8 protein-coding genes are annotated in these 11,115 nt (G+C 68.1%); 6 read left to right on the forward strand and 2 right to left on the reverse strand.

Translation table 11 applies throughout. The features are described 5' to 3' along the window. Both KHO18_RS27165 and bamE read left to right on the forward strand, forming a co-directional pair. Nucleotides 1-3,170 (forward strand): translocation/assembly module TamB domain-containing protein (locus KHO18_RS27165; protein ID WP_211944225.1); only part of this gene is annotated, 3,170 nt, incomplete at its 5' end. 44 nt (nt 3,171-3,214) lie between these two features. After that, the gene (gene bamE, locus KHO18_RS27170; protein WP_211944227.1) at nt 3,215-3,763 is read left to right on the forward strand and encodes an outer membrane protein assembly factor BamE domain-containing protein; all 549 of its coding nucleotides are present in this window, start codon (nt 3,215-3,217) and stop codon (nt 3,761-3,763) included. A gap of 63 nt (nt 3,764-3,826) precedes the next feature. Here the strand turns inward: bamE and metG are convergent, their stop codons facing one another. Further along, nucleotides 3,827-5,908 (reverse strand): methionine--tRNA ligase, encoded by a 2,082-nt coding sequence (gene metG, locus KHO18_RS27175; RefSeq protein ID WP_144197946.1) that lies wholly within the window; start codon nt 5,906-5,908, stop codon nt 3,827-3,829. Nucleotides 5,909-6,169: 261 nt separating this feature from the next. Further along, nucleotides 6,170-6,805, reverse strand: a complete 636-nt coding sequence (locus tag KHO18_RS27180) for an OmpA family protein (RefSeq protein ID WP_144197947.1) — start codon at nt 6,803-6,805, stop codon at nt 6,170-6,172. 371 nt (nt 6,806-7,176) lie between these two features. Between KHO18_RS27180 and apbC the strand changes: the two genes are divergently transcribed. The 4 genes from apbC to KHO18_RS27200 all read left to right on the forward strand — a co-directional run. Then, nucleotides 7,177-8,265 carry an iron-sulfur cluster carrier protein ApbC gene (gene apbC / locus KHO18_RS27185; RefSeq protein WP_144197948.1) on the forward strand — a complete coding sequence of 363 codons (1,089 nt, stop codon included), beginning with the start codon at nt 7,177-7,179 and terminating at the stop codon, nt 8,263-8,265. Nucleotides 8,266-8,279: 14 nt separating this feature from the next. After that, on the forward strand, nt 8,280-8,825 hold the full coding sequence (locus KHO18_RS27190) for a DUF3305 domain-containing protein (protein WP_144197949.1): 546 nt from the start codon (nt 8,280-8,282) through the stop codon (nt 8,823-8,825). Between the two features lie 18 nt (nt 8,826-8,843). Then, nucleotides 8,844-9,443 carry a DUF3306 domain-containing protein gene (locus KHO18_RS27195; RefSeq protein ID WP_144197950.1) on the forward strand — a complete coding sequence of 200 codons (600 nt, stop codon included), beginning with the start codon at nt 8,844-8,846 and terminating at the stop codon, nt 9,441-9,443. A gap of 104 nt (nt 9,444-9,547) precedes the next feature. After that, a partial coding sequence (locus KHO18_RS27200; RefSeq protein ID WP_211944226.1) for a 4Fe-4S dicluster domain-containing protein occupies nt 9,548-11,115 on the forward strand: 1,568 nt, incomplete at its 3' end.

Consider the following 11,115-nt stretch of genomic DNA (forward strand, 5'->3'; position numbering starts at 1 on the left):
CGCCGGGGCAGTCCACGGCCAGCGCGGTGGCGGCGGCTTCGGCGGCATCCGCCTCCGCGCCGGTGCCGCAGCCGGCGCCGCCCACGCGCAATCCGCTGGCCGTGGCCGGCGAGGTCACCGTGCGCAACCTCGATCCAGGCCCCATCGACAAGGAACGGCTGCCGGTGCACAGCGTGCGGGCGCGCGTGGAGGTCAGCGAGATGGCCCAGACGCTGCGCGACCTGCGCATTGCGCTGCCGGGCAAGGCCGAGATCGTCGGGCAGGGCGCGCTGCGTGAGGGGCGCGGCGGCTTCGACCTCGACGTGCACCGGCTCAACGCGGCCGATCTCTATACAACGCTGGTGCCGACCAACCTCTCCGGGCCGGTGATCCTGCGGCTGGAGCCGGGCCGGCAGAGCGTGGCGCTGGACCTGGCCGGGGGCGAGCTGAAGCTGTTCGCCGATGCACGCGTGGACGAAGACGCCGTAACGGTGTCCGCCCTGCGCGCCGGGCTGGGCGCCGGCACGCTGACCGCCGAGGGCAAGCTCGGCCTCAAGGACACCCAGCCGTTCAGCTTCAAGGGCAAGCTGGCCAATTTCGATCCGGCGCGGCTGGCCAAGGTGGCGCCGGGCCGCATCAACGCGGATTTCTCGACCACGGGCTCGCTGGCCAAGGTACTCCGGGTGGCGCTCGATTTTGGCCTGCACGAGAGCGAGTACGCCGGGCTGCCGATGACGGGCACCGGCAAGATCCGGCTTGAGGGCGAGCGCCTGCTGCCCAGCGAGGCGTCCCTGCTGATGGCTGGCAATCAGGTCAACCTGCGCGGCAGCTTCGGCGCGCGCGGGGACCGGCTCAAGGTCAATGTCGATGCCCCGCAACTGGAGCGGCTCAAGTTCGGCGTGGCTGGGCGTGCCAAGCTGGACGCCGAGGTCACCGGCACGCTCAAGCGTCCCGAGGTGGTGGGCGACTACAGCGCGCAGGCGCTGGTGATCGGCCCGCACAAAGTGGCCAGCGCCAGCGGGCATGCCGAACTGCGCGGCGGGCTGGACGGCACGGTGGCCGTGCAACTCGCCGCGCGCGACTATCAGGGGCCGCAGGCCACCATCCGCACGCTGGACGCCAACCTCAGCGGCACGCAGGGCAATCACACCTTCGACGCCAAGGCGGCCGGCACGCTGAACCGCCAGCCGATGCAGCTGACGCTGGCCGGGCAGGGCGCGTGGCAGGGCGACAAGGGCTGGAACGGCACCATCCGCACGCTCGACTTGCGCGGCACGACCACCGTGCGCCTGGCGGCGCCGACGCAGCTGCTGGTGGCGGACCAGCATATCCGGCTCGGGTCCGCGCGGCTGCTGTTCGAGCGTGCCACGGCCAATATCGACGGATTCGAGTTCGACCATGGCCGCATCCGCACGCAGGGCAATCTCGATGGCGTCGAGGTGGCCAATGTCCTGAAGCTGATGCAAACCTTGACCGGGGAGCCGCCGCCGCTGCGCTCGGATCTTGTGCTGGATGGCCGCTGGAACCTGAACCTGGCCGAGACCGCGACCGGGTTTGCCGAGATCCGCCGGCGTAGCGGCGACGCCTCGATCAACGCCGGACGCGGCTGGACCACGCTGGGCCTGGGCGAAACCGCGCTGCGCGCCGAGTTCGCCGGCAACCGGGTCACGCTGCGCGGCGGCACCACGGCGGCGCGGATCGGCAAGATCGATGTCGATGCGTCGGCAGGGCTGGTTCAGGAACAGGGGCTGCTGACCGTGGGGCCGGCCTCCACGCTGGCCGGCACGGTGTCGGCGGACATCCCCCGGCTGAAATCGCTCGAATCCCTGACCGGTCCGCAGTACGCGTTCGAGGGCAAGCTGGCTGCCGCGATGCGGCTGGGTGGCACGGTCGGCAATCCGCTGCTGACCGGCACCGTGGATGGCAGCGATATCGCCGTCACGCTCTACGACCAGGGCATTCGCCTGACCGACGGCGTGGTCCATATCGTGCTGGACCAGAACACGGTGGAAATGAAGGAAGTGCGATTCCGGGGCGGCGACGGGACGCTGGTGGCCACCGGCAACGTCAAGCTGGGCGAGACCGACCCGAACCTGACCGCCAAGATCGTGGCCGACAAGCTCCAGCTGTTTGCCAGCCCCGAGCGCACGCTGATCGTCTCGGGCGAGGCCGGCATCGCCAACGAAAACAAGCAGATTGCGATTCGCGGCAAGTTCCGCGTCGATCGTGGCCTGTTCGACCTGCCCAAGTCCAGCGCACCGGTGCTCGGCGACGACGTGGTGGTGGTGCGCCGCCGCGACCAGCGCGAACTCAAGACCGCGGCCACGCCGGTGGTGCCCGAGTCCCAGCCGGCGAGCCGCTTCAGCCCGGTGATCGACGTCACCGTGGATCTGGGCGACGACTTCCGCTTCCGCGGCGCCGGGGCGGACATCAAGCTCGCGGGCCAGCTCGCCGTGAAGAGCGAGCCGCTGGCGCCGATGCGCGCCACGGGCACGGTGCGCGTGGTGGATGGCACGTACGAGGCGTTCGGCCGCAAGCTCAACATCGAGCGCGGCATCATCAACTTCAACGGGCCGATCGACAATCCGAACATCAATATCCGCGCCATGCGCCGCAACCAGGAGGTGGAGGCCGGCGTGGAGGTCACCGGCACGGTGCGGATTCCGCGCGTGCGGCTGGTGTCGGAGCCGAACGTGCCGGAGGAAGACAAGCTGTCGTGGCTGATGTTTGGCTACGGCGCGGAGAGCGCCGGGGCGGGCCAGCAGCGCCAGCTGAGCGGCGGCGCGCTCGGCGGCGCGGCGCTGGGCATGATCGGTGGCCGGGCGGGCAAGGGCATCGTCTCGCACCTCGGCATCGACGAATTCTCGATCGGGCCGTCCACGGCGGGCCTGAACGACCAGCAGGTGGTCAGCGTCGGCAAGGCCGTGACCGACCAGATCTCGGTGGGTTACGAGCAGAGCCTGACGTCGGCGTCGAACGTGGTGAAGCTCACCTGGGCGTTCTCGCGCCGCTGGTCGCTGATTGCCAAGGGCGGCTCGATCAACGGGCTGTCGGTGCTGTTCAACCGCCGCTTCAATAACTGGAGTAGCCTGTTTGCGGCCGAACCGCCGCGCCGATCCACGGCTGGCGGTGCCGGCACCGCGTCGGCCAGCGAGCCGGCCGGCGACCCCGTGGAAGCCATCAAGCGATAACCACCATGACCTTCACTGACGCGTCGCGCAGACGCCTTGCCACCATGGGACTGATTGCCTCCTTGCTTGCGCTGGTCGGCTGCGACCAGCAGAAAGTGGACGAAGCGATGAAAAAGGCCGGCAACGTGGCCCGCGACACGTGGAACAGCGTGAAGCCGGACAGCCAGCTATTCAAGGGCATCGAGATCGGCAAATCGACCGAGGATGACGTGCGCCGCCAGGCCGGCAAGCCCGAGATCGTGTGGGAGGAGGCCGATGGCGGCAAGCGGCTAGAGTACCCGCGCGGGCCCGAGGGCGTGACCACGTGGATGGTGACCACCGCGCCGGACGGCACCGTGCGCACCATCGAACAGGTGCTGACGGCCGAGAACTTCCAGCGCGTGCGCCCCGGCATGAGCCAGGACGGCATCCGGCGCCTGCTCGGCAAGCCGACCAAGGTGGAGGCGTTCGCGCTGAAGCAGGAGGAGGTGTGGGGCTACCGCTGGCTCGAATCGCCCACGGACCGGGCGTTCTTCAACGTCCACTTCAACAGCCAGGGCGTGGTGACGACCACGTCACGTAGCGACGACCCGTCGCGGCGGCAGGGGGGATGAAGGCTTGAGGGGTGGCTCCCTCTCCCGCAAGCGGGAGAGGGAGCGAACAAACGGTAGGCGAACTTAGCCGATCCGCATGCCCGGTACCGCGCCGCTGTGCGGTTCCAGGATGTACAGGCCCGGATTGGCCTTCTCGTCGGCCGCCGAGGCTGCCAGCACCATGCCTTCGGACATGCCGAACTTCATCTTGCGCGGCGCCAGGTTGGCCACCACCACGGTCAGCTTGCCCACCAGCTGCTCCGGCGTGTAGGCCGACTGGATGCCCGAGAACACGTTGCGGGTCTTGCCTTCGCCGACGTCCAGCGTCAGTTGCAGCAGCTTGCTGGAGCCTTCCACCTTCTCGCAGGCGACGATCTTCGCCACGCGCAGGTCGATCTTCGCGAAATCATCGATCGTGATGGTGTCGCCAATCGGCTCGATGCCGGCCGGGGCGCCCTGGGCGCCCTGAGCCTCGCCAGCCGGAGCCGCGGTGGCCTGGAGCGAGTCGCGGTTGGCGGCCACCAGCGCCTCGATCTGCTTGGTATCGACGCGGGTCATCAGGTGGGCGTACGGCTGCACCGGGCGGTCGGCCGACAGTTGCTTGTCGATGGCGCGCCAGTCCAGCGGCTCGATGTTCAGGAAGCGCTCCACGCCCGCGGCCATGGCCGGCACCACCGGCTTCAGGTAGATCGTCAGCAGGCGGAAGGCTTCCAGCGAGACCGAGCAGGCCGCGTGCAGGGCATCGCGCTTCGCCTCGTCCTTGGCCAGCTCCCACGGCTTGTTGGCGTCCACGAAGCCGTTCACGGCATCGGTCAGCTCCATCACCAGGCGCAGTGCCTTGCTGTACTCGCGGCCCTCGTAGAAGGCGGCCAGTTGCGGCGCGGCCTGGCGCAGCTGCACCAGCAGCGGGTTGCCGAGCGCGGCCTCGTTGACCTTGCCATCGAAGCGCTTGACCAGGAAGCCCGCCGCGCGGCTGGCGATGTTCACGTACTTGCCGATCAGGTCGCTGTTCACGCGGGCGACGAAGTCGTCCAGGTTCAGGTCCAGGTCTTCCATGCTCGCGTTGAGCTTGGCCGCGAAGTAGTAGCGCAGCCATTCCGGGTTCATGCCGGTGTCGATATAGCTCTGCGCCGTGATGAAGGTGCCGCGCGACTTGCTCATCTTGGCGCCATCCACGGTCAGGAAGCCGTGCGCGAAGACGTTGGTCGGCGTGCGGTAGCCAGAGAAACGCAGCATGGCCGGCCAGAACAGCGTGTGGAAGTACAGGATGTCCTTGCCGATGAAGTGGTACTGCTCGGCGGTGGAGTGCGGACCGACCCAGGCGTCGAAGTCGATGCCCTTCTTTTCCGCCAGGTTCTTGAAGCTGGCGTAGTAGCCGATCGGGGCGTCCAGCCAGACGTAGAAGTACTTGCCCGGGGCGCCCGGGATCTCGAAGCCAAAGTAGGGGGCGTCACGCGAGATGTCCCAGTCGCTCAGCGTGGAGGCCTCGCCTTCGCTGCCCAGCCATTCCTGCATCTTGTTGGCGGCTTCCGGCTGGGCCAGGTCGGCCACCCATTCGCGCAGGAACGACTCGCAGCGCGCATCGGACAGCTTGAAGAAGAAATGCGTGGACGACTTGCGCACCGGCGTGGCGCCCGAGACCACCGAATACGGGTTCTTCAGGTCCGTTGGCACGTAAGTTGTGCCGCATACTTCACATGAATCGCCGTATTGGTCCTTGGCGCCGCACTTCGGGCACTCGCCCTTGATGAAGCGGTCCGGCAGGAACATGTTCTTGACGGGGTCGTAGAACTGCTCCACCTCGCGCTCGGCGATCAGGTCCTCGGCCTTCAGGGCCAGGTAGATCTTCTCGCAGAGTTGGCGGTTTTCGTCGGCGTCGGTGCTGTAGTAGTTGTCGAACGAAACCAGGAAGCTGTCGAAATCGCGCTTGTGCTCGGTCCAGACGCGGTCGATCAGCTGTTTCGGGCTGATGCCTTCCTTCTCGGCGCGCAGCATGACCGGCGTGCCGTGGGTGTCGTCGGCGCCCACGTAATAGACCTCGTTGCCCATCATGCGCTGGAACCGGACCCAGATGTCGGTCTGGATGTACTCCACCAGGTGGCCGATGTGGATCTGGCCGTTGGCGTACGGCAGGGCGGATGTGACGAGGATGCGACGTGCGGTCATGAAGGAGGCCGGGGAATGATGATGAGGTCCGGCGGGCCGCCGGAGGCGGGCGCGAGGACGGAAAGCGGCTATTTTAGCAAGCGGGGCGCCGGCGCGTCCGGAATCGGCGTGGCAAACTGTTCGACCAAAAAAAAGCGCCGGTTGGTACCGGCGCAGCTTTCCACAACGGAAAAGGAGGAGAAATCAGATACCGCCCGGGAGGTCAGCCACCCATCGCGAGCCAGCAACGGTGGCAAGCGGTATCTGAACGGTATGACCGGCTCACCCCTGAATTGGTTTCAAGAAAATTTCGACTCGTCGATTTTGGGCGCGGCCGGCCTCGGTGGCGTTGTCCGCCACGGGCTGGCTCTGGCCACGGCCCTCGGCGCTCAGGCGGTTTCGGGCGACGCCTCGGTCACCCAGGTACGACGCCACGCTCTGGGCGCGGCGCTGCGAGAGCTGCATGTTGTAGTTCGGGTTGCCGGTGCTGTCCGTGTGGCCTACCACGTTGGCAACCACGTCCTGGTGCTGGCCCAGGGTCTGCGCCACCTGGTCGAGCACCGAGCGGAACGATGGCTTGATGCTCGCGCTGTCCGTATCGAACGTCACCTGGCTCGGGATATTCACCTTGAGCGAGCCGTCCGGCTGCTCGGTGATCTGGGTGCCTGTGCCCGCCGTGTCCTTGTTCAGCTTGCCGCGGATGGCATTCCAGTTGTAGCCGGTGGCCCCGCCCACGGCGCCGCCCACCGCCGCGCCCACGAGCGTGCCAGTGGTGTTGCCGCCGATCAGGTTGCCCAGGCCGGCACCCACGGCCGCGCCCACGCCAGTGCCGACCGCGGTATGGGTCTGCTGCTCCGTGGCGCAACCGGCCAGGGCCGCGGCAACGGCGAGCGAGACGGTGACAAGCTTGAATCTCATGCTTTCTCCTTCTGATGACATGCTGGGATATTTCACTAATGTTCGGTCAACTGCATACCGCATGGTAACTGCATCCGCCGGATTGACGTAGCGAGCGCCCACAAGTTTCATCATGCGTTTGAAAACAAGCAGGACGGCGGGGCCGGGCGCCTTGCCGGCGTTGGGCGGGAGGCCGGGCACTGGCGCACTACAATAGGGACATGGCAGCACCCGCACAAGGGCAAACGTGTCAGAGATGTAAATGTCTGTAATTCCACACTCGATGGAGGGGATCTCGCCCCGCGCTATCGCGCCCCTGGCTGCTCCTTCATACTTTGATACATTACGCGCCTGATCCCCACCGACCCATATATAAAGAAGCGGAGTCTGCCTTGAGCCTCACCATTGAACAGGTAACCGATGCCCTGCGCACCGTGATCGATCCCAACACGGGCCGCGACCTGGTATCCACGCGCTCCGCCCGCAACGTGCGGGTGGACGGCGGCGATGTCTCGGTGGAAGTGGAACTGGGCTATCCGGGCAAGAGCCAGTTCGAGCCGATCCGCAAGCTCGTGATTGGCGCGCTGCGCAGCCTGCCGGGCGTGACCAACGTCAGCGTGGCCGTGACCATGAAGATCGTCGCCCACGCGGTGCAGCGCGGCGTGAAGCTGCTGCCGGGCGTGAAGAACGTGATTGCGGTGGCCTCGGGCAAGGGCGGGGTGGGCAAGTCCACCACGGCCGTGAACCTGGCGCTGGCGCTGGCCGCCGAGGGTGCCCGCGTGGGCATGCTCGACGCCGATATCTACGGCCCGAGCCTGCCGATGATGCTGGGCATCGACGGCCGCCCCGAGTCGGCCGACGGCCAGACCATGGAGCCGCTGGAGGGCCACGGCCTGCAGGCCAACTCGATCGGCTTCCTGATCGAGCAGGACAATCCAATGGTATGGCGCGGCCCGATGGTCACCTCCGCCCTGGAACAACTGCTGCGCCAGACCAACTGGCACGACCTGGACTACCTGATCGTCGACATGCCGCCGGGCACCGGCGACATCCAGCTGACGCTGTCGCAGAAGGTGCCTGTGACCGGCGCCGTGATCGTGACCACGCCGCAGGACATCGCGCTGCTGGACGCCCGCAAGGGGCTCAAGATGTTCGAGAAGGTCGGCATTCCGATCCTCGGCATCGTCGAGAACATGGCGGTCTACTGCTGCCCGAACTGCGGCCACGTCGAACATATCTTCGGCGAAGGCGGCGGCGACAAGATGAGCAGCGAATATGGCGTGGACCTGCTCGGCAGCCTGCCGCTGAACCTGTCGATCCGCCAGCAGGCCGATTCGGGCCGCCCCACCGTGGTGGCCGAGCCGGACAGCCCGATTGCCGGGATCTACCGCGAAGTGGCGCGCAAGGTTGCCATCAAAGTGGCTGATAAGGCACGCGACATGACGAACAAGTTCCCAAGCATCGTGGTGCAGAACACCTGAGGCCCGCCGCTGCCATGGACGAACCGCTTCCTGCCTCGCCGGTCTCCCCAGAGACCCCGCCCGCCGGCCGTCCGGCGGTGACCATGGCCGTGGTGATGCGCAAGGTGCCGCTGGCCAACCGCTGGCAGCCCTGGAAGTGGGAGTTGGACGCGGTGCTGCCGGACCTGGGCGAGTATGGCGCCGCGCCGCTGCGGCTCGATGCCGACAGCCACGGCGCGCGCTGGCTCTATCCGGGCCATCCCGTGACGCTGTATCGCGACGAGGGCGAGGGTTACTACCTCAACCTGACCTCGACCACGCCGTGCTGGTTCGTGCTGTGGCGCATGGCCGAGGAGGCGGATGCCGATGGCGAGACCCGCGCCGTGCCGGTGACGGTGACGCTCTCCTATAACGAGGCCGGGCGCTGGCTCGATGCTGGCGAGAGTGTGGAAAACGTGCCGCTGGAGCCCGCGCAGCGCGAGTGGCTCGAAGCGTTCACGCAGGAAAACTATCGCCCCGAGCCCAAGAAACGGCGCCGTCCGGAGTCCTTCAAGGCGCCGGAAGACCGCGCGCGGTACTGACCGGCCCCGGACCCCGCCATGAGCGACGCCGATTCCTCCTTCCTCTCGCGCTGGTCGCGCCGCAAGGCCGCCGTGCGCGAGGGCCAGCCGGTGCCGGCCGAGCCCGTGCTGGCGCCCGATGCCGCCCCGGTGGCGGTCACGGTCGCAAAAGTCCCCACTGCGCCGCCCGCCGACCCTCAGGAAGCCGCGCTGCTGCCCACCCTGGCCGATGTGGCGCTGCTGCAACCGGGCGACAACATCGCCCGCTTCGTGGCGCGTGGCGTGGACGAGACGGTCAAGCGCGCCGCGCTGAAGACCCTGTTCGCCGATCCGCACTTCAATGTGATGGACGGGCTGGACACCTATATCGACGACTACGGCAAGCCAGACCCGATTCCGCTCGATGTGCTGCGCCGGCTGACCCAGTCGGAGACGCTCGGGCTGTTCGACCCGATCGAGGACGAGGAACGGCAAGGGGAAAAGGAGGAGGAGGGCGAGGTAGCGGCCGATCCCAAGGCGCTGGAGGCCCCGCCATCTCCGCCATCTCCGGAAGCCGAAGTCGCGCAAGCCCAGCCTCAGCCTGACGCTCCCGCCGACGACACCCCCATTCCACCCCTCCCTGCGGATAAACGCGCGTAGCTCTTCGCCGCGTGTGGGCCTAGAATGGGCCACCCCTACAAATCCGCCGGCCGGAAGACCCTCCGCAACGAAGAGGGCGCCAGGCCGGCAAGCAGTCTTGCCCCATGCCGACGCTGATCTGCAATTGCAACGACACCATGCCGCTTGACGGGGCGGCACTGTCCGATGCCTCTGGTTCCCTGAAGGTCCACCGCCTGCTGTGCCGGCGTGAAATCGGCGATTTCCGCCAGGCGCTCGATGGCGCGGAAGACGTCATCGTGGCCTGCACCCAGGAAAGTCCGCTGTTCACCGAGGTGGCCGGCGCCGCGCGCGAGGGCGGTGTGGTCACCGCGCCGGTGCGCTTCGTCAATATCCGCGAGACCGGCGGGTGGTCGCAGGGCGCGCGCCGCGACCCGGCCACCGCCAACGCCAAGATCGCCGCCCTGTTGGCCGCCGCGGCGCTCCCCGAGCCCGACCCGGTGGCGGTGGTGGACTACCGCTCGAACGGCGCCGTGCTGGTACTGGGCCCGGCCGCGCGGGCGCTGCCCTGGGCGGGCCGGCTCACCGAGGCCGGCCTCGAAGTCACCGTGCTGCTGACCGGCGCATCGATCAGCGATGTGACGCCGCCCGCCAGCCGCGCCTGGCCCGTCCACAGCGGCACGCTGGCCAGCCTGACCGGCTGGCTCGGCAACTTCACGGCCAGCTGGCAGACCGGCGCCGGCCAGAGCAACCCGATCGACCTCGACCTCTGCACGCGCTGCAACGCCTGCGTGGATGCCTGCCCGGAAGGGGCGATCGACTTCAGCTACCAGATCGACCTGGACCGCTGCCGCGACCATCGCGACTGCGTGAAGGCCTGCGGCGCGGCGGCGGCGATCGACTTCGACCGGCCCGCTGCCACCGCCGAGGCGCGCTTCGACCTCGTTTTCGACCTCAACGACGCCCCGGCCTTCGCCATGCACCAGCCCCCGCAGGGCTACCTGCATGCGGGCGCCGACGTGGCGCGCCAGCACGCCCACGCGCTGCAGCTGCAGCAGATGGTGGGCGAGTTCGAGAAGCCCAAGTTCTTCCGCTACAAGGAAAGCCTGTGCGCCCACGGCCGTAACCAGACCACGGGCTGCACCGCATGTATCGACATTTGCTCGACCCAGGCGATTGGCTCGCGCTGGCGCGATGGCAAGGGTTCCATCGAGGTCACGCCCAACCTCTGCATGGGCTGCGGCGCGTGCACCACGGTCTGCCCGACCGGCGCCATCAGCTACGGTTACCCCGGCCCGGAGACGCTCGGCGAGCGGCTGCGTACGCTGGTCACCACCTACAACGGCGCCGGCGGCCGCGATGCCGTGCTGCTGTTGCACGGCGAGGAGCATGGCACCCCGGCCATCCTCGCGCTGGGCCGCGCGGCCCGGGCCGGGCAGGCGCGCGGCGTGCCGCCCAACGTGATCCCCGTACCGCTGTTCCACCCGGCTGCCACCGGCATCGAACTGTGGCTGGCGGCGCTGAGTTGGGGCGCGGGCGGCGTGGCCGTGTTGCTGACGGGCGACGAGGCCCCGCAGTACCGCGCCGCGCTGGTCGAGCAGATGGGCGTGGCGCGCGCCATTGTCGAAGGTCTGGGCTATCGCGGATTGCGGCTGACGCTGGTGGAAGCGGGCGATGTGGCTGGGCTGGATGCCGGCCTGGCCGCGCTCGCCAG

Source organism: Cupriavidus campinensis, assembly GCF_905397395.1.
GTDB lineage: Bacteria > Pseudomonadota > Gammaproteobacteria > Burkholderiales > Burkholderiaceae > Cupriavidus > Cupriavidus campinensis.

Bases quoted from the DNA above. Each gene is read 5' to 3' on its own strand.
- KHO18_RS27195 (WP_144197950.1), top strand. From the start codon at position 8,844: ATGAGCGACGCCGATTCCTCCTTCCTCTCGCGCTGGTCGCGCCGCAAG.
- metG (WP_144197946.1), bottom strand. From the start codon at position 5,908: ATGACCGCACGTCGCATCCTCGTCACATCCGCCCTGCCGTACGCCAAC.
- bamE (WP_211944227.1), top strand. From the start codon at position 3,215: ATGGGACTGATTGCCTCCTTGCTTGCGCTGGTCGGCTGCGACCAGCAG.
- KHO18_RS27190 (WP_144197949.1), top strand. From the start codon at position 8,280: ATGGACGAACCGCTTCCTGCCTCGCCGGTCTCCCCAGAGACCCCGCCC.
- KHO18_RS27180 (WP_144197947.1), bottom strand. From the start codon at position 6,805: ATGAGATTCAAGCTTGTCACCGTCTCGCTCGCCGTTGCCGCGGCCCTG.